General features: G+C 43.3%; 18 protein-coding genes and 1 pseudogene. 8 read left to right on the top strand and 11 right to left on the bottom strand.

Annotation, left to right across the window (positions count from 1 at the left end):
• The first annotated feature begins 70 nt into the window (after positions 1-70).
• Positions 71-268 carry a hypothetical protein gene (locus V7K27_RS31005; protein ID WP_334952406.1) on the top strand — a complete coding sequence of 66 codons (198 nt, stop codon included), beginning with the start codon at positions 71-73 and terminating at the stop codon, positions 266-268.
• A gap of 323 nt (positions 269-591) precedes the next feature.
• A complete protein-coding gene (gene lysS / locus V7K27_RS31000; RefSeq protein WP_334952405.1) occupies positions 592-2,277 on the top strand; it encodes a lysine--tRNA ligase in 1,686 nt (561 codons plus the stop codon).
• Positions 2,278-2,509: 232 nt separating this feature from the next.
• On the opposite strand, the gene V7K27_RS30995 is transcribed toward lysS, so the two are convergent.
• Complete coding sequence (locus V7K27_RS30995) at positions 2,510-2,770, bottom strand: hypothetical protein (protein ID WP_300417514.1); 261 nt, start codon at positions 2,768-2,770, stop codon at positions 2,510-2,512.
• 169 nt (positions 2,771-2,939) lie between these two features.
• On the bottom strand, positions 2,940-4,223 hold the full coding sequence (locus V7K27_RS30990; protein ID WP_334952404.1) for an RNA-guided endonuclease InsQ/TnpB family protein: 1,284 nt from the start codon (positions 4,221-4,223) through the stop codon (positions 2,940-2,942).
• A gap of 343 nt (positions 4,224-4,566) precedes the next feature.
• Here V7K27_RS30990 and V7K27_RS30985 point away from each other — a divergent pair, with 343 nt between their 5' ends.
• On the top strand, positions 4,567-5,172 hold the full coding sequence (locus V7K27_RS30985) for a DUF3318 domain-containing protein (protein ID WP_334952403.1): 606 nt from the start codon (positions 4,567-4,569) through the stop codon (positions 5,170-5,172).
• A gap of 164 nt (positions 5,173-5,336) precedes the next feature.
• On the top strand, positions 5,337-5,528 hold the full coding sequence (locus tag V7K27_RS30980) for a hypothetical protein (protein ID WP_118167650.1): 192 nt from the start codon (positions 5,337-5,339) through the stop codon (positions 5,526-5,528).
• A 282-nt stretch (positions 5,529-5,810) separates the two neighbouring features.
• Here the strand turns inward: V7K27_RS30980 and V7K27_RS30975 are convergent, their stop codons facing one another.
• Entirely contained in the window at positions 5,811-6,203 is a 393-nt protein-coding gene (locus tag V7K27_RS30975; RefSeq protein ID WP_334952402.1) for a hypothetical protein, read from the bottom strand.
• Positions 6,204-6,747: 544 nt separating this feature from the next.
• Here V7K27_RS30975 and V7K27_RS30970 point away from each other — a divergent pair.
• Both V7K27_RS30970 and V7K27_RS30965 read left to right on the top strand, forming a co-directional pair.
• Positions 6,748-7,932 (top strand): AAA family ATPase, encoded by a 1,185-nt coding sequence (locus V7K27_RS30970; protein WP_334952401.1) that lies wholly within the window; start codon positions 6,748-6,750, stop codon positions 7,930-7,932.
• Complete coding sequence (locus V7K27_RS30965) at positions 7,932-8,537, top strand: DUF4276 family protein (protein WP_334952399.1); 606 nt, start codon at positions 7,932-7,934, stop codon at positions 8,535-8,537. The genes V7K27_RS30970 and V7K27_RS30965 overlap by 1 nt, the downstream gene beginning before the upstream one ends.
• Positions 8,538-8,637: 100 nt before the next feature.
• On the opposite strand, the gene V7K27_RS30960 is transcribed toward V7K27_RS30965, so the two are convergent.
• The 5 genes and pseudogenes from V7K27_RS30960 to tkt all read right to left on the bottom strand — a co-directional run bounded on the left by V7K27_RS30960 (position 8,638) and on the right by tkt (position 12,267).
• Complete coding sequence (locus tag V7K27_RS30960; RefSeq protein ID WP_334952397.1) at positions 8,638-9,048, bottom strand: type II toxin-antitoxin system VapC family toxin; 411 nt, start codon at positions 9,046-9,048, stop codon at positions 8,638-8,640.
• 5 nt (positions 9,049-9,053) lie between these two features.
• Positions 9,054-9,344 carry a hypothetical protein gene (locus V7K27_RS30955; protein WP_334952564.1) on the bottom strand — a complete coding sequence of 97 codons (291 nt, stop codon included), beginning with the start codon at positions 9,342-9,344 and terminating at the stop codon, positions 9,054-9,056.
• A 41-nt stretch (positions 9,345-9,385) separates the two neighbouring features.
• Positions 9,386-9,799: pseudogene (locus V7K27_RS30950) on the bottom strand (type II toxin-antitoxin system VapC family toxin).
• Between the two features lie 3 nt (positions 9,800-9,802).
• A complete protein-coding gene (locus tag V7K27_RS30945) occupies positions 9,803-10,096 on the bottom strand; it encodes a hypothetical protein (protein WP_334952395.1) in 294 nt (97 codons plus the stop codon).
• A 143-nt stretch (positions 10,097-10,239) separates the two neighbouring features.
• Complete coding sequence (gene tkt, locus V7K27_RS30940) at positions 10,240-12,267, bottom strand: transketolase (RefSeq protein WP_334952394.1); 2,028 nt, start codon at positions 12,265-12,267, stop codon at positions 10,240-10,242.
• Between the two features lie 208 nt (positions 12,268-12,475).
• On the opposite strand from tkt, the gene V7K27_RS30935 reads away from it, so the two are divergent.
• Positions 12,476-12,670: a hypothetical protein gene (locus V7K27_RS30935; protein WP_334952392.1), complete on the top strand. Its 195-nt coding sequence runs from the start codon at positions 12,476-12,478 to the stop codon at positions 12,668-12,670.
• Here the strand turns inward: V7K27_RS30935 and fabF are convergent.
• Together fabF and acpP are read right to left on the bottom strand one after the other, a co-directional pair.
• On the bottom strand, positions 12,654-13,904 hold the full coding sequence (fabF, locus tag V7K27_RS30930) for a beta-ketoacyl-ACP synthase II (RefSeq protein WP_334952391.1): 1,251 nt from the start codon (positions 13,902-13,904) through the stop codon (positions 12,654-12,656). The two genes, V7K27_RS30935 and fabF, sit on opposite strands and share 17 nt — an antisense overlap.
• Positions 13,905-14,225: 321 nt before the next feature.
• The gene (gene acpP / locus V7K27_RS30925) at positions 14,226-14,480 is read right to left on the bottom strand and encodes an acyl carrier protein (RefSeq protein ID WP_292771358.1); all 255 of its coding nucleotides are present in this window, start codon (positions 14,478-14,480) and stop codon (positions 14,226-14,228) included.
• Between the two features lie 1,249 nt (positions 14,481-15,729).
• Here acpP and V7K27_RS30920 point away from each other — a divergent pair.
• On the top strand, positions 15,730-16,635 hold the full coding sequence (locus V7K27_RS30920; protein ID WP_334952390.1) for a CoB--CoM heterodisulfide reductase iron-sulfur subunit B family protein: 906 nt from the start codon (positions 15,730-15,732) through the stop codon (positions 16,633-16,635).
• A 953-nt stretch (positions 16,636-17,588) separates the two neighbouring features.
• On the opposite strand, the gene lpxD is transcribed toward V7K27_RS30920, so the two are convergent.
• On the bottom strand, positions 17,589-18,641 hold the full coding sequence (gene lpxD / locus V7K27_RS30915; protein WP_334952389.1) for a UDP-3-O-(3-hydroxymyristoyl)glucosamine N-acyltransferase: 1,053 nt from the start codon (positions 18,639-18,641) through the stop codon (positions 17,589-17,591).
• Between the last annotated feature and the right edge of the window lie 305 nt (positions 18,642-18,946).

Below are 18,946 nucleotides of genomic sequence, written 5' to 3'. Positions count from 1 at the left end.
ATCCAAAATCCAAAATTGAATTGCCCCATGCCCAGTTACCGTTGAACTTAAAACAAAGGAATGAGGAACTATGGCTCAAATTCCAACTTCTAGCGATCGCCAATTTTCTGCTGATACTGAAATTTGGTATAGTCTCAAATATGCGATTTCCACGAGTTCCGGTTTTCAGCGCTGGCAACTAGAACGCGATGCTCAATTACAGGGAATTCGCTTGGAACAGCAGGTACAACGGTATTTAAGGGAAACTTTAGAAACTTTAGCTTACTAACTAAATACAAAATACAGCAGAATTCAGAATCCAGGAGTCAGAATTCAGAAGTAAAACAGGCTTTATACCTGGGTTTGAGACTAATCGTTGTGTACTTCACTTTCCTTGAAATCTGCTGTATTTGATTTTTGAAAAAACTCCGTACACTCAAAAAGTCTTCTTTCCTACTCCCTACTCCCCACTCCCAGCCTACGCAAATAATTTCAGGAATCAAACCGGATTCCTATACATGAGCTGATTATCATCTGCAAAGTGCAAATATATCTTACTCTCAACTTTTGCAGCATCTATAATTAATGTTGCCCTCTGAATAGTTCGTTACCATGTCGGAAGAAGATATCCGAGCCGCCAGGCTGGAGAAAGTAGAACAACTCAAGCAGCTAGGAACTAATCCCTATGCCTATCGTTGGGAATCTACCCATCATGCAGCACAGTTGCAAGAAAAGTTTGCCGATTTACCCAGTGGCGAAGAAGTTGATTTAGAAGTTGCGATCGCTGGACGTATTATGGCGCGTCGCGTTTTCGGGAAATTGGCTTTCTTCACTTTGCAAGATGAAACCGGCACAATTCAGCTTTATCTAGATAAAAATCGCATCCAAGAAGGTATGGCAGATATTGATGCTGATGCCTTCAATCACCTGAAGCAACTTACAGATGCAGGTGACATTCTGGGAGCCAAAGGTACTATTAAACGGACTGAAAAGGGCGAGTTATCTGTCTACGTTAAACAATATACTATCCTGACTAAATCCCTGTTGCCCCTACCCGACAAGTGGCATGGATTAACGGATGTTGCCAAGCGCTACCGTCAGCGCTACGTTGACTTGATTGTAAACCCGGAAGTGCGGCAAACTTTCCGCCGTCGCGCCCAAATTACTGCTGGTATTCGTCGCTATTTGGAAGAACGGGATTTTCTGGAAATTGAAACGCCTGTTTTGCAAAGTGAAACTGGGGGTGCAGATGCACGTCCATTTATCACTTACCACAACACCTTAGAAATGGAATTGTATCTGCGAATTGCCACAGAACTCCATCTCAAACGGTTGATTGTGGGTGGTTTTGAAAAGGTGTTTGAATTGGGGCGAGTTTTCCGCAATGAGGGAATTTCGACTCGCCACAATCCCGAATTTACGACAATTGAAGTTTACCAAGCCTACGCCGACTACAACGATATGATGGCGCTGACAGAAGGGATTATTACCACTGTCGCTCAAGAGGTACTCGGCACATTGCAAATCACCTACCAAGGGGAACCGATCGATTTGACACCACCTTGGCGGCGGGTGACAATGCACGATTTAGTTAAAGAATTTACGGGGTTGGATTTTAATTCGTTCCCAAGTTTGGAAGAAGCAAAAACAGCAAGTAAAAATGCTGGTATTCCTGGTGTAGATGAAGCCAAATCAATTGGTAAGTTACTAAATTTAGCTTTTGAAGAGAAGGTAGAGGCTAATTTAATTCAACCTACCTTTGTAATTGATTACCCTGTAGAAATTTCGCCCTTAGCAAAACCTCACCGTTCTCAACCTGGTTTGGTGGAAAGATTTGAGTTATTTATCGTCGGGCGAGAAACTGGGAACAGCTTCTCAGAACTTACCGATCCCATCGAGCAAAGAGAACGCTTAGAAGCCCAAGCTGAAAGAAAAGCTGCTGGCGACTTAGAAGCCCAAGGTGTAGATGAAGACTTTTTGACAGCTTTAGAATACGGTATGCCGCCTACAGGTGGTTTAGGAATTGGAATTGATCGGTTAGTAATGTTATTAACAGATTGTGCCAGTATTCGGGATGCGATCGCCTTCCCGCTACTCAAGCCTGAAGGCAGCGTTATTAAGCAATTTAGCTATGATCCAAAAACTCAAACACTGACTATTGAATTTGATAGTGGAAGTGTTTACGAGTATTTCAAAGTACCTCCTAGTGTCAAGGAAGACTTAGACAATGCACCGTCTAAAGGTCAGCATTTTAACAAGTTTATTAAAGGTAAATTTAAGTATGAACAATTGAGTTGAGATCGTAACTTGCGTGGGTAATTAAGCATAATACCCGGAGTCCCAAAGAGCCATAGCTGCGCTTTAGCTCCCCTCCCCGCCGGCGGGGTGGGGTTCTTTTATTATAAGTAATCACCCGAACTTGTTTTAATTTACGATCAGGACTTCCAGTAGAAATATTTATCGGCTGATTCAGAATTGGCATTACGGATGGTCGCAGATTAATAAATCCCCATTCATCTGAAAAAATTGGCTATGTAGGATTATAATCTTGCTGATTCGATATATCTTTTGAGGGGCGATCGCTACTCCAAGCCCACCAGACAGAACCACAGTGGCAATAGTAGAACTCCTGCCATTTGCGACGATGGTCTTCTGTAAGTACAGGCGATCGCCGATTTAGCCAAACTTTTTCAGCTTCCAAGCTACTTGAGCGGCAACTAGGACAGCAAAACTCGTAAGCGTGTGTTGCTTCATTCGTCCATTCAGGCGGGATCGGAACAAAAGCGTCCATGTAGTTAAAAGTGTAGTCTCAATGGTGATCGAGAACTTTGAGGTTTTGAACTTGGGCGCAAACGGATACAATAAAATCCCGCCACATTATCAAATCACAAATCAAAGATTAACACGAATGATAACTAAAATAGTTACCATGCACATTATGGCTAATAAGTGAACTACTCCTAGTAGCATAAAGCTGAACTAGGAGCTTCTGTAATCACGGGGGAGTGCCTAAACTTAGACTTTCGCCCAAGATTAGGACTTACATCCCCTCCTACAGCAGAGACGGCTGAACCTTCCGCCTTTATGATTCTGATACCCTCTGCTCTAATATTTATCGCTGCGTTTCCATCCCTGTCATGATGAGTATTGCAATGAGGACAAGTCCACTCACGAACATCCAATGACAACTCACTGATTTGATAAAAACAATTAGAGCAGAGTTTTGAACTGGGGAACCATCTATCAATTTCAATCAACTTACTACCATTGCGTTCTAGCTTGTAAGCTAAGAAATTAGTAAATGTTCCCCACCCAACATCAGATATTGATTTTGCCAATTTATGATTGCGTACCATGCCTTTGACATGAAGATTCTCTATTATGACAGCTTGGCTATCGCTGACCAACTTATAACTAAGTTTATGCAGAAAATCCTGCCGCGAATTACTAACTCGCTCGTACACCTTGGCAACAACTTTTCTATACCTATTCCTTGATTTACTTCCCTTTTGTTTACGTGCTAATTTTTTCTGCTTGCGTTTGAGGTTTTTTTCATGTTTGGCAAGGTGTTTAGGATTATCGTAAAAAGATACTTTTTCGCCATCCGTGACGACAGCGAAGTGTTTTAGTCCTAAATCAATACCGTAAATTTTACCCTCCGAAAAACGCGGGTTTTCACTTGTGTTGAGCGGAGTCGAAACACCTTCTACCTCAGTGAGTATAGACGCAAGATATTTACCTGATGACGTTTTGCTTACAGTAACAGTCTTTATTATTCCTTCAATCGATCTATGTATTTTGGCTTTCACTATCCCAATGTTGCCAGGGAGTTTGACATCACCATCTACAATCTTGACGTTTTGAGGATACTGGATAGACTGTTTTCCAAACTTAGATTTGAACTTAGGGAATCCAGCACGTTTTGCAAAAAAGTTTTTGTACGCAGTAGTTAGATTGAGTGTTGTAGCCTGTAAAATTTGACTGTAACAATCACCTAACCAAATAGTTTCTTCTGCTTTCTTGAGTGCGGGTAAAAATGCGTTGAGTGCAACACGGCTAAGTCCCTTACCCGTCTCCTTATAAGTCTCGATCGACTTATTCAGAGCATAGTTCCACCACCATCTAGCACACCCAAAAGCCTGTGCTAATTGAATTTGCTGCTCAAGTGACGGATATAAACGAACTTGCACAACCCTGAGCGTAGTCGTTCGCGCTTGCGTCTCTGATAGAGTTGGGTGTAACACTCAACATCACCTCGTTAGTATCTATACTTTACCACAATGTATATATGTGGTAAAGTACTAAAATAAAATAATTGGTGAGGCAGTCTGCAAAAGAGGGGGTTTCCACGCCACTTGCTTCACTTGGGGAGACCCCAAGTGAAGCAAGTGGCTCCCCATGAAGAACTGCCGTTCGCCCAAGCCGCGCACCGGAGGCATCACCTCGAAGAGGGGATTCGTCATACATAAGCGTATTTGTTTTTGCTTCCCGCTTAAAAATAATACTGGATGTAATCCTCACCCCCCGCTCATAATCCCCACCTTATGAGTACATTGAAGGTGGGGACTTCCGCGACACGTTAAATTTATGGAGCCAAATGTTGAAATTCGCCGTTTGTTAGATGTGATGCCTGCTTCTGGTCGGATGACGACAAAACTTGTTAGTAAGCCACAGCAGGCAAAAGTGATTGATGCCTCCTTTCCGCAACCCTGGAATCAGGCACGACCAATATATATTAATTTTGATTTGTGGCATCGCTTGACAAAACCGCAACGAGATTTGCTGTTGTTGCAGATGGTTAGCTGGTTGACGGGGGTGAAGTGGTTTAAACCCGACATTTATCAAGGTGTAGTGCTGGCTGGGCTGTTAGGCGGATCATTGGAAGCAGTACAGTCAGATGTGGTAGGTGTAGCCGTAGCTGGGGGATTAAGTGCGATCGCTGCTTTTCGCATCTGGCGCACTAATAAATCTCAAGAGTCAGAGTTAAATGCCGATACAGCAGCAATTAAAATAGCACAACGGCGGGGTTATTCGGAATCAGAAGCAGCACAACACCTGTTATCTGCAATTGAAGCGGTAGCTAAAATTGAAGGGCGTTCCAGTTTAAATTTTACTGAGTTGATTCGTTGTCAAAACTTACGAGCGATCGCGGGTTTATCACCAGTCGGTATGCCAGAAAGTTATGATAAGTAGAGTAAATGTCTCTGCTGCCCATTTGTAGCAACATTTAAAGTGAAAGGTCTTTATATGGGTTTTTGACCGCGATGCCTTCTCTACGAGACGCTACGCGAACGGCGGGCTACGCCTACGGTAAAACTTAACTTAAATTCTGTCAGTTACTAATGGAGTTGATGGGAATGGGTAACTTTATTATTTTTGCCTTGATAGTGGTTTACGGAGGCGGCGTTTGGAAGTTTTGGAATGGGTTTGGCCGGACTAATTTTAATCCAACTTTGACCAATCGCATTGGTTTATCTTTGCTATGGCCAGCTTTGTTTATTACAAATCAATCCTATCGTCGAAACTTTAGAAAGGCGTTGAAGGGCTAGAGTTTACTATTAAGTCTAAGTTCATCCGATCCTGACCGTAGCATATAGCCTTTCCTAATCATATAAGGTAAGTCATACTCCCCTCCTCGCTTGCTCTTAGGGGTTGGGGGTGGGGTTCTTCTACCTCACAAGGGCCGAGAACCGCTATATCTCAATATAAATCTAACGCCCCAACCTCCCTTCCCGACTAGGGAAGAGAGGTTGGGTTTGTTCCTTTTAGCAAGGAGAGAAATTAGGGAGGGATAAGTTCGTTAACCGTTGGAAGTATTTCAGGTGATGAATTTACTTGGTTAATACATGGATTACTCCACCTACAGCTGCACCATCAACAGCATTGCCAAGGGTATCTCTACTATCGCCGGTAATTACGCCAGTCAATGCGCTAGCCCCTGCACCGACTCCGACATCTTGACCAAGGTTTCGGTGACGAGGATGGTTTCTCAAACCATTTGCACCATTGACTGCTGCACCAGTGACACCACCCTTAACAGCATTGCCTAATACACTACCATTTCCCCTAATAGCTCCTGTTACCACATTGGTAACAGCTCCAATACCTGCATCTCTTAGTACTTGGTCATCAGCAGCAGCCGGTTTCGCGGGAACTAAGGTGACACCAGCTAAACTTGCAGCCATGAGGCTGGGTAGAAGTGTGCGTTTTAGGATGTTATTCATTGTGTTACCTTCTCAAAACATCAAACAATTGGCTAAAAACCAAAGTTACTGCGATCGGATAAAATCTGATTTCATCTGAACAACAACAACTATTTATTGTTTGAGAACATATACATCATCGCATTTGCAAAGTCATAACTGCATCTACTGAAAGCATGAATATAGATTCAGTCCAGAGAAAGTCTTGGTAATTTATTAGGTAATGCTACGGGATTACGTATTGACAAAATAAACTAAAGATGGTATAGGGAGGTGAAAGTTGCATTTTTTCATTACTACCACGCGATTTATCACTAGAAATCGCGTAGTGTTTACCCTATCTATCTAAAGGTAGTTGCCAATATTCTAAAATGAGCAAACTGTCATTTGTGCTTTCTACAGTTGTCTGAGATGTGGAGTGCTAGGGTGCGATCGTATTTGTATCTGTCGAGTTGTAAGATTATACATAAAATAATACAGTCACCTTTTATTTAAATTCAAAAAGTCATTTACCAAAAATAAACTATACTTTCATGCATTGCCTACGTTGAAAAATCATATCAACATGGCATTTTATTCAGGAAACTTATGCAATTTGCTGATGATTATCTCTCACATCATACTAAAGAATTGGCGAAATTTTCTCTCAGTAGATGTTGAATTAGGTGACAGAGTTTTTGTAGTTGGTCCTAATGCTTGTGGTAAATCTAACTTTCTTGATGTATTCCGCTTTTTGCGGGACATTGCCAAACCAGGAGGCGGTTTACAGACAGCTGTCAGAGATCGGGGAGGTGTATCCAAGATTCGCTGTCTTTCAGCGCGGCAAAATCCAAAGGTTGAAATTGAGGTACATCTTTCAGAGTACTCTAGTCATGAACCTATATGGAAATATGCTATTGGAATCACACAACAGACTAGAGGTTACCGTCAACCTATTTTGGCTTACGAGCGCGTATGGAAGGGAAATGTTAAGTTAATTGACCGACCAGATAAAAATGATGAAAAAGACGAGTTAAGACGGACACAGACGCACCTAGAACAAATCAGTGCCAATGCAGATTTCAGAGAAATTACTAAATTTTTTGAATCTGTTCTATATTTACACCTAGTACCTCAGTTACTCCGTTATCCAGATGCCTTTTCTGGACCAGGCGTTTCCGAAGATCCTTTTGGGCGAAGTTTTCTTGAGCGAATTACCAAAACTCCTGAAAAGACTCGTAAATCACGCTTGACAAAGATTGAAAATGCTTTACGTTCAGCTGTTCCCCAACTGAAACGTCTAACTGATACAAAAGATGAGATGGGTGTTCCACATTTAGAGGCGGTATATGAGCATTGGCGTCCTAAAGCAGGTAAACAAAGAGAGGATCAATTTTCAGATGGGACATTACGGTTAATAGGTTTGCTTTGGTCATTATTGGAAACCGACTCACTACTACTTCTTGAAGAACCAGAGTTATCATTGAACGCAGCTATAGTTAAGAAATTGCCCTCTTTAATGTATAGAATTCAACGTCAGAAGAAAAGACAAATAATTCTCACTACACATAGCGCTGATTTACTAGAAGATGAGGGAATTGGGCTTGAAGAGATCCTGCTTTTAACACCAAGTCCAGAAGGAACTAATGTGATTCAGGCATCTTCGCTTGATAATGTGCGGGATCTGCTAGACGGAGGCTTAAACGTAGCTGAAGCTGTCTTGCCATTAACTAAACCATCTGAAATTAATCAATTGGAGCTTCAGTTATAGTGGACTTTATCCCTATTAACCTGGCTGTTGAAGATTCGCTAAGTGAGGCAGTGTTACGGGCAATTTTACTTCAATCTAAACTTCCTTATAAGGTAGGCACATGTTATTGTAAGGGCGGCTTTGGCTACCTTAAAAATAAAATCAAGGGCTTCAATAATGCTGCTAAAGGAACGCCTTACATAGTCTTAACAGACCTTGACAAAATGGAGTGTCCATTGAAAGTAATTCAAGAATGGCTACCATCCCCAAAACACTCTAATCTTTTATTTCGTATCGCTGTCAGGGAAGTGGAAGCATGGCTTTTAGCTGATCGTGAAGCCTTTGCCAACTTTCTGGGAGTTCAGCAAACATTAATTCCTCAAGACGTTGAGAAAATTAGTGATCCTAAACAAACACTGATTAATATTGCTAAAAAAGCCAAAAAACGTGAATTGCGTGAAGCTATTGTCCCACAACCTAACAGTACTGCAAAGGTAGGCCGAGACTATAATGGACAGTTGGTTTACTTTGTTGAAAAGTTCTGGCAAGTGGACGTGGCTAAGTACTATTCTCCAAGTCTGGAACGGGCTGTAAATGCCATAGCTGCATTTGAGCCTACATGGTAAAATAAAATTATAAATAAAAGGCCAGTGCAATTACTCTCACAATCACTCATCAATAACGGATATTTTTCAGGGCGATCGCTTTTCTCTTAGCACTCCACACTCAATATTTTGTGCTTGCCCAATTTTCTAAATTAATTCCCTGCACTCTCAGCAAATCAGAATCATTAGAAACTAGAACTAAACCGCGTGCGATCGCTGTAGCTGCTATCAATATATCTTGCTCTTGGATAGTAAACCCCCTCCGTTGTAAGTCTATATATATTTCACACGCCAGTTCAATAATCTCTAAATCATCTATTAATAAAATTTTATATATTCGACAAAATTTATTAAACTCAGCTAACTGTCTAGTTGCATTGATAGCTAAAAGACCTCGTTTGACTTCATAGTAAGTTATGCAACTAATAAACACATCTTGTTTCAGACGACGGGCTTCCCGAAATTTCTGATCTACAATTGCATTTCTCTTCAAAATGTAACTAACAATATTTGTATCTAATAAATAAGTCACTTTGTCTATTTTCGCTTTACTGCTTCATCGTACATTTTGATTTGCTCTGGTGTTAAATCGTTTAACGTACCTGAAATTGCCTCTAAAATTAAAATACTATCAATTCTGTCTGTCAAATCATCATCTTTAATTTCCCTCATTTCTTCTCGTGAGAATTGCCCAAATAGTTCAACTAACATTTCAATCATCTCCTGTTTTTTTAACTTTACAAGGTATAGACTATTACCTTTAAATAAATTTTCGACTACTGGCGAGATACGGTTTATAAGCTCATGATTGTAGCTAGATTCTTGCATAACTTCGTGCATAAAGACCTCCAAATTTGGGATTAAATATATTATATTTCTGATATTAACACCCAATTTTCTAAATTAATTCCCTGCACTCTCAGCAAATCAGAATCATTAGAAACCAGAATTAAACCCTGTGCGATCGCTGTAGCTGCTATCAATATATCTTGTTCTTGTATCGTCAAACCTCTACGTTTTAAATCCACATGAATATCGCAGGCTCTCTCAATAATTTCTATATCATCCAGGAATAAAATTTCATAATCTTTGCAAAACCGATGAAAATTTGCAAGCTGTCTAGTAGCATTTATAGCTAAAAGTCCTCGCTTAATTTCATAGTAAGTGATGCAACTGATAAATATTTATTCCCCGCGAAGATTTACCTCCTGTAATTTATTATTAACAGTTGCAATTTTCTTTAAAATATAACTAACAATATTTGAATCTAGTAGATAAGTCACTCTTTATCTACCTTCCACTGCTGCATCGAAAATTGCTATTTGCTCAGGTGTTAAATCATTTAAAGTGCCTGAAACTGCTTCTAAAGTCAATATTTTCCTAATTCTACGTGTCAGTTCATGCTCCGTAATAGCTTTTATTTCTTTCGGTGAAAACTGCCCAAACATATCTACTAACATTTCTATCATTTCTTGTTTGTCTAATTTCAATTGATATACATTATTATCTCGAAACAATTTTTCTACGATTGGTAATATTCGAGCGACTAACGCATCTTTTTGGTTTGAAACTTCCTGCATAACTTCCTCCCAATTCTTTACTTATTTATTTTCAATTATAGTGAATCTCCCAAACCCTCAAATCTTCCTTAGCACCCCTCTGCGTTAAAAAAAAGGTGGACAAGATGCCCACCCCACAAAATTTTGAGAATATTCTGTTGCTATTAACCCAACAATTGTTTAGCCTTAGCTAACACATTATCAACGCTAAAACCAAACTTCTCTAAACAAACATTGCCTGGAGCCGAAGCACCAAAGCGATCGATGCTCACAGTATCGCCTTCAGTACCTATGTACTTGTGCCAACCGAAACTGCTACCAGCTTCTACAGACAAACGCTTGGTGACAGCTTTCGGCAAAACGGACTCTCTATAAGCCGCATCCTGTGCTTCAAACAGTTCCCATGAAGGTAGCGAGACAACACGGACTTTCTTGCCTTCAGCCGTGAGTTTTTCGGCTGCGCTGACGGCGAGGCTCAATTCTGAACCAGTGCCAATCAAGATAATCTCAGGCGTACCTTGGCTATCCACCACGGTGTATCCACCCTTTGCCACACCCTCAACCGATGTACCTGGCAAGTTGGGGACGTTTTGACGAGTGAACGCCAACAGAGACGGAGCGTTTTGCTTCGCCTTTTCGATCGCTATTTTATAAGCGCCAGAGGTTTCGTTACCGTCTGCGGGACGAAACACGGTTAAATTAGGAATGGCTCGCAGGGAAGCCAGAGTTTCAATGGGTTGGTGTGTCGGACCATCTTCACCTTGTCCAATGGAATCGTGAGTCATCACCCAAATTACGCCAGCTTGGGAAAGGGCGGATAAGCGGATGGCAGCACGCATATAATCTGTGAAGATCAAGAAGGTAGCGCCGTAGGGAATTAATCCCGAACTGTGCAGCGCTATACCATTACAGATTGCGCCCATACCATGTTCCCGCACACCAAAGTGGATGTTGGGGTTTTGATATTGCCCTTTTTGGAAGTCGCCCTTGCCCTTGATTTCTGTCAGGTTAGAGTGAGTTAAGTCAGCCGAACCACCAATCAATTCAGGTAAAACCGCCGCCAGTTTGTTGAGGCAAGTTTCTGAGTGTTTGCGGGTGGGCAATCCTTTGTCTTCGGGGGTGTAGGTGGGTAGTACTTTATCCCAACCATCGGGTAGTTTGCCGCTTATGTAGCGTTCAAATTCAGCCGCTTCTTGGGCATACTTCGCTTTGTAGTCCGCAAAGGTTTTGTTCCATTCGGTTTCGTAACCTGCGCCGCGCTCAACAGCTTTGCGTGTGTGGTTGAGAGCGTCTTCGGGTACTACGAAAGGCTCGTATTCCCAACCCAAATTTTTCCGAGTCAATGCTACTTCGTCTCCACCAAGGGCAGCACCGTGAACACCAGCAGTGTTTGCTTTATTGGGTGAACCGTAACCAATGGTGGTTGTTACCTTAATGAAAGAAGGCTTATCGGTTACAGCTTTAGCTTCGGCGATCGCTTTTTCAATCGCCGCTAAATCGGTATTACCATCTTTGACGTGCAGAACGTGCCAACCGTAAGCTTCAAATCGCTTGGAAACATCTTCGGTGAATGCCACATCTGTGGAACCGTCGATGGAAATGTGGTTGTCGTCGTACAGAGCGATGAGTTTGCCTAATCCCAAGTGTCCTGCGAAAGAAGCCGCTTCACCGGAAATACCTTCCATGTTGCAACCATCACCTACAATCACGTAGGTGTAATGGTCAACAATCTTGGTATCGGGTTTGTTAAATTTAGCGGCAAGGTGCGCTTCAGCGATCGCTAAACCGACTGCATTGGCAATTCCCTGACCTAGTGGCCCGGTGGTGACTTCCACGCCTGGGGTCATGAAGTTTTCGGGGTGTCCAGGGGTTTTGGATTCCCATTGACGGAATTGCTTGATATCTTCAATGCTTACACTGTCGTAGCCTGTCAAGTAAAGCAGGGCATACTGCAACATCGAGCCATGACCGGCTGACAAAACAAAGCGATCGCGGTTAAACCATTTGGGATTCTTGGGGTTAAACTTCAAAAAGCGATCCCAAAGTACAAAAGCCATCGGAGCCGCGCCCATCGGTAGTCCTGGGTGTCCCGATTTGGCCTTTTCTACGGCATCAACAGCCAAGAAGCGGATTGAGTTAATACAAAGTTCTTCGAGGGACAGTTCTTTGAGGGATTGGGTTGCAACAGTCATAATCTCTTGTTTTTAACGACGGGTTAGCACTCTTCGTAGGTTCTCTTGCTGGGGTTATTTTAGATTCCCCACAGTATCCTCATCATCCCATTCCCGCTTGTGGATGGACAAGCGGGATCTCCTGAGTTTCTGGTGATAAATCAAGCTAATAATTGGGTCATGCTGAACGCTTAAATTATATCGGAATGATATTTCTGATACTTTGGGCATGGGGCATTGGGCATTGGGCATGGGGCATTGGGCATTGGGCACTTGTACTGAGCGAAGTCGAAGTATTGGGCATGGGGCATTGGGCATGGGGCATTGGTTATTTCCCTTGTCTCCCTCATCCCCCTCATCTCCCTCATCCCCCTCATCTCCCTCTGCCTCCTGCCTCCTGACTTTTTTTAGAGGTATTTCTTAAAGGCCAGTGTGACATTATGACCGCCAAACCCAAAAGAATTGGATATTGCCACCTCGACTTTTTGAGCGCGGCTAGAGTTAGGCACGTAATCTAAGTCACACTCTGGATCGGGATTTTCCAGATTGATTGTCGGTGGAATTTGGTCATTAGCGATCGCCAGTACTGTTGCCACTGCTTCAATACCTCCAGAACCGCCCAATAAATGACCTGTCATCGATTTGGTGGAGCTAATTGCCACCTTATAGGCATATTCTCCCAAGGCTTTTTTGATTGCTGAGGTTTCAGTTGAATCATTCGCTGGGGTGCTAGTGCCGTGAGCATTAATGTAGCTGATTTCTTCGGGAGTTATTCGTGCATCCTTGAGGGCTAGTTCGATCGCTCTAGCGGCTCCGAGTCCACCAGGTACGGGGGAGGTGATATGGTAGGCGTCACAGGTCATCCCATAGCCGATCATTTCGGCATAAATGTGAGCGCCGCGACTGATTGCGTGTTCTAGTTCTTCTAGAATTAAAATTCCTGAACCTTCACCCAAAACAAATCCGTTGCGATCGCGGTCAAAGGGACGGCAAGCTGTATATGGGTCATCATTGCGAAAAGAGAGTGCCTTACAAGCGGCGAACCCAGCTATCGACAACGGTGTGACAGCTGACTCCGTTCCGCCGCAAATCATCGCCTGGGCGTATCCCCCTTGAATTAAGCGAAAAGCATCTCCGATGGCGTTAGAGCCAGCAGCGCAGGCAGTTACAGGACAGGAGTTTGGCCCTTTAGCACCCGTGTGAATTGCCGTTAATCCTGCGGCCATATTGGCGATCATCATCGGGATCATGAATGGACTACAGCGATCGGGGCCACGGTTGAGGTAGATAGTTTGCTGGTCTTCTAATACCTTAATACCACCAACGCCAGAACCGATCATGACACCTACCTGTTCTGCATTCAGGTCATTGATCACTAACTCCGCGTTAGATAGAGCCTGTTTTGCTGCCGCAACCCCAAATTGGGCAAATCGATCCATGCGCTTGGCCTCTTTGCGCTCCAAGTAATCATGTGGATCGAAGTTTTTCACTTCACCAGCAATGCGGCAATCATGGCGAGACGCATCAAATAATGTGATGTAGTCTATGCCATTTCGTCCACTCAATAATCCATCCCAATATTCTGTTGCTGTGTTACCTATAGGTGTAATCGCGCCAACACCAGTTACAACAACGCGTTTACGTGTATGATCTGTCATGATTCAGTTAAAAATGGCGAAAAAGCAGCAGGCAAAAAATTCCAGACTAGCGACTAGTAGCGCAACGCCGAATTCGTAATTCGTAATTCGTAATTCGTAATTACGTTTTAGCAAGGGTTTCAGACATTACAAATGGGTGGCTTATTTACGCCGTGCTGTACTAGGTACTGTTTAGCCAGCGCAGTAAGAGCGTCACCCGAAGGGTCTTAAAGATTTCCTTTATGAGAGACTGGCGTTAGTGTCAGCGTTAGCGACGTTCCTAACGTCACCCTTCGTGTGACTAGGTGAGCCAGAAAAATCTCCCCAATCCCCAATCAAGAGTTAAGCTGATGCGGTAACTTTGTTATTGATGTAGTCTACTGCGTCTTGAACCGATATAATCTGCTCGGCAGCTTCGTCGGGAATTTCGATATCAAATTCTTCTTCTAAGGCCATCACCAGTTCAACGGTATCCAAAGAATCTGCTCCTAGATCGTCCATAAACTTGGACTCGGGTTTGATTTTGGCAGGGTCGTCAACACTCAATTGTTCGGTGACGATTTTCTTGACCTTTTCAAAAAGTTCCGTTTGGCTCATAAATAATAAAAGTCCTTAACCAGTTGCGAGAATCTGCTCATTTAGAGGAGACATTGTTTTGAGCATATACATCTTATCTTGACATCCTCACCGTCCTAAAGGAGCAATGATTCCTCACCACGCTACCACCCCAACGGGAAGTAGTTGCTGAATGGGGTTGACGCTTCAACAAGCACTGCCTCTACTGAGGTCTTACACGCTCTCCACGTCCGTTTTAAGTCTCGGAATGCCCTCCCGCGACTAACGAACACAAGCAAAAAATGACTTGCTTTCAGCTTCTGGGATAGATTTTAGACAATTGCCCAGTTGCTTTTCTCTACGCCTGCTCTCACCGTAACTGTTTCAACGTGTCTTGAGCCTAGAGTTCTATTTTTAACTCCATTCGCAGTTTATCAAAAAGCCGCCCTAGAAGTGCGTAGCTCTGTGTCCCATTTTTTCAGTTAAGCGCAATCGCCCTTATACTACTAAGTTTTTCTGTAAGAAAACCTTTCTTCTAAAAAGAATCGGGTAAGTTTTCTCTTAACACTACGTGAGTTCGACAAATCTTGTTTGACCTCTCCCCCAACCCCTCGACCTTGGCGTCAGCCTGCCGTTAGGCAAGCCCAGAGGGGATTCAGAAGGCAGAAGGCAGTTCTTGCTGAAGGCAGAAGGAACCCAAGAAAGTTAATTGGGTGAGATTGAAAACTTGGACATTTTATACCTCGCTGCAAGCAGTCTCGGTATAATTATTTATTTTTACTGAGCTTTAAACTCTGAAACTTTAGTTCTCATTATACTTTCTTACCTTCTGCCTTCTGCCCTCTGCCCTCTGCCTTTCTTTGTAAAAAGCTTAATTTTTCGTTGCCCCTCCCTTTCCGTTTCGGAGAGGGAGGCTGTCCGGGAGAGGTTCATCGAACTCACGTTAACACTTGGTCAATGGAGCGTGCTACGCGATCGCTGATACCGTGTAAATGCTTCGGCTTTCCAATTATTGCTAAAATTTTTTACAATGTCTCGATCAGTATTTACAGCCTTCCTAGCAATCAGAATATGTAGACGCGGCGGCTTTGAACCTAGACGGTTAAATAATTCGTAATTCGTAATAGAGCCTCCGGCACGCACTCGCGTTCGTAATTCGTAATTAAGTTTTGTGACGGGGATTTAAACCCACTCGTACAGAATTCATACTGAATTCTGACTCCTGAGTTCTGAATTCTTCTTATAAAACAGTTATTGTTTAGAGCGATCGCTCTAACCCAAACATACTTCTATGCTATCTCACACCCTGAAATACGCTTACTTCCCCGGTTGTGTTGCCCAAGGCGCCTGTCGGGAACTTTACCAGTCAACTCAAGCGCTGACGCAAGCACTGGGGATTGAATTGGTTGAACTTAAAAAAGCTGCTTGCTGCGGTTCTGGCACATTTAAAGAAGATTCTCAACTGCTAGAAGATACAGTCAATGCCAGAAATATTGCTTTAGCAGAAGAATTAAATCTGCCCTTACTTACTCATTGCAGCACTTGTCAAGGTGTTATCGGTCACGTCAACGAACACCTGAAAGAATGCCAAACTACTAACCCTGCTTACATTGAACAGGTTAATGGCTTGCTCCATAAAGAAGGCTGTTCACCTTATCGCGGCACTGCTGACGTTAAACATCTCCTTTACGCCTTAGTAACAGATTACGGTTTAGAGGAAATTACCAAACGTGTCACCCGGAAGTTAACTGGATTAAAATGTGCGGCTTTTTATGGCTGTTATCTCCTCCGCGCCCAAAAATCTATGCCCGATGATGACCCGTTCCAACCGGAAGCGATGGAAAATATGTTTCGGGCCGTGGGTGCAACACCAATTTATTACCGAGGGCGGACGCAATGTTGCGGTTGGCCGCTTTCTAGTTATGCTACTACCCAATCTTTCAAAATGGCGGGGATGCATATTCAGGACGCTTTGGCATCTGGTGCTGACTGTATAGTTACGCCTTGTCCTTTGTGCCACTTAAATTTAGATTCGCGTCAGCCAGAAGTGGAAAAGGTGATTGAACAGAAACTAGGTTTACCAGTGTTGCATTTACCTCAGTTAATTGCCTTGGCACTTGGGGTTAGTCCAAAAGAATTGGGTTTAGAACGTCACATTGTTTCCACAAAGCCAGTGTTGGAGAAATTAGGATTTTAGTTTATGAATTAGAAGTTTCGAGTTCTGAAGCTCAACTGCCGAGTAAAAAGGTGCAACTGCCGAGTAAAAAGGTGCAACTGCCGAGTTAAAAGGCTCAACTGCCGAGTTAAAAAGTTCAACTGCCGAGTTAAAAGGCTCAACTGCCGAGCTAAAAGGCTCAACTGCCGAGTTAAAAGGCTCAACTGCCGAGTTAAAAGGCTCAACTGCCGAGTTAAAAGGTTCAACTGCCGAGTTAAAAGGTTCAACTGCCGAGTTAAAAGGCTCAACTGCCGAGTTATATTATCGTATAGGGGCACGGCATGCCGTGCCCCTACGGGTGTACCTCACATAAACGAGAACCGCTATAAGTAATCAAGCGGACATGATATTAAAACCTCGTTTCTAGTCAGAGACTAGAAATGCTGCTCTTGGCGGCTCTGCCGCCAGTGAGGGAGGCGGAGCCTCAACGAGGGGCATTCCCAGTCGGAGACTGGGAACGAGATAGCGCAGCCGAAGTATTACGAATTACGAATTAATACAAGTGCGACTACAGCTTGAACTAACTCTTCTGAGTCAAGGGGCTTTGTAACCTGCCGTTGATAGCCACTGGCGATCGCAGTTTGTCAAATCAATCGTCTCGTCAGTCATTCTCAGTTTCTCAAACTCCTTAATGTTTGGATTGCACTTCTGGGTAATAGCGATCGATCTGAAAAGTATTTTCGGAAATTATCCAACAGAAATATTGGTGCCAGTCGTCAGAATACAGGAAACGTATTCTGTGCGACACAACGACCGGCTCAGTGCATCGCTGGCGGATGAATAATCGGCGTTTAATTCAGTGGTGGTAACAGACTTGTGCCGAGCGCAGTCGAGGTAGCGCGGCCGTTGTGCGGGTCCCAATCCCCGACTGATGGTTACGTAGCTCTGCCGAAGTATTGATTCTGATTCCTGAATTCTGACTTCTGAATTCTTCTTCAATCATTGCTATTTTTAAATTTACGTTGCAATTGTTTTAGCGATTGATACATATCTGGCAAGCGGCCATAAACAGCACATACTTTGAGATATAGTTTATGAGGAATGGCTGGAGTTCCAGAGACAATTTCTCCTGGTGCAACATCGTGTAAAATGCCAGTTTGAGCCGATGCGATCGCCCCATCACCCATTTTCGCTTGATTGGCAATTCCGACTTGCCCAGCTAGGATTACCCGATTCCCAAGTTTGACAGCGCCCGCCATCCCAGCCTGACCTGCGATCGCACAACCAGAACCAATTTGGCAACCGTGACCTATTTGCACTAAATTATCTATTACTGTACTGCGACCGATGCGGGTTTCTCCGACGGCTGGGCGGTCAATGGCGGTATTGCAGCCTATTTCTACGCTATCTTCTAAGACTGTATAGCCAGATTGTTGCATTTTGAACCAACCAGTCCGAGTAGGAACAAAACCAAAGCCTTCTGCACCGATGACAGCACCACTGTGAATGACGCAATCTGCACCGATGCGGGTGCGTTCGTGGATGGTACAGTTGGCGTGTAAGGTGGTGCGATCGCCGATTTTGGCATCTGGATAAATCACCACATTCGGATGAATGATTGCGCGATCGCCAATTTCTACGCCTTGTTGAATCACAGCATGGGGGCCAATATAAACATCACTACCAATTTTTGCGGTGGAGTGAATCACAGCAGTGGGATGAATTTCTGGGATGGGGCGATATGGTTGGTAAAAAAGTGCGATCGCTTTGGCAAACAACAGTCGCGGATCTGAGGTCGCTATCCAGACAATACCGCTTTGGTGTGCAAGCACCTGTAATTTTTCGTCTTGGGGCAAAATTAAAGCACTAGCATTGGTCTTGCCGATAAAAGACCCAAATTTTGCACCTTCTACGTAGCTGATAGTGCCGTTAGTAGCTTCATCAATGGCTGCTACCCCGGTAATTTCTGGGTCATGGTCTGGGTTGCTAGTCAGGCTATGATTGGTGGCGGCATCACCAAATTGGCGGAGGATTTCGCTGAATTTCATTGTTGGGTGTGTTCAAAATTGATCTACAAAGGATGGTAGCTTTATTTTTGCCATTTTGTGCTAGTCAGATAATTAGTAAACCTCTTACGAAAATACTTGAACCGCCAGGGACTTAAGTCCCTGGCTAATAGCAAAAGTCCGTTTCAACGGACTAAAACTAGTGTTATTAGTCGGTTGAAAACGACTTGAGCTATTAGCCCAAAAATTTATTTTTGGACGGGTGTTTGACTTTTGCAAGAGGTTAATTAAGGGACTTCCAAATACAAAATACTCAACTACTTCTTGTGGATTGGATAATTTATTTG

Source organism: Nostoc sp. (assembly GCF_036919575.1).
Taxonomy (GTDB): Bacteria; Cyanobacteriota; Cyanobacteriia; order Cyanobacteriales; family Nostocaceae; genus Nostoc.
Note: the sequence above shows the minus strand (reverse complement) of the source record. Positions and strands in the feature narration are given on the sequence as shown.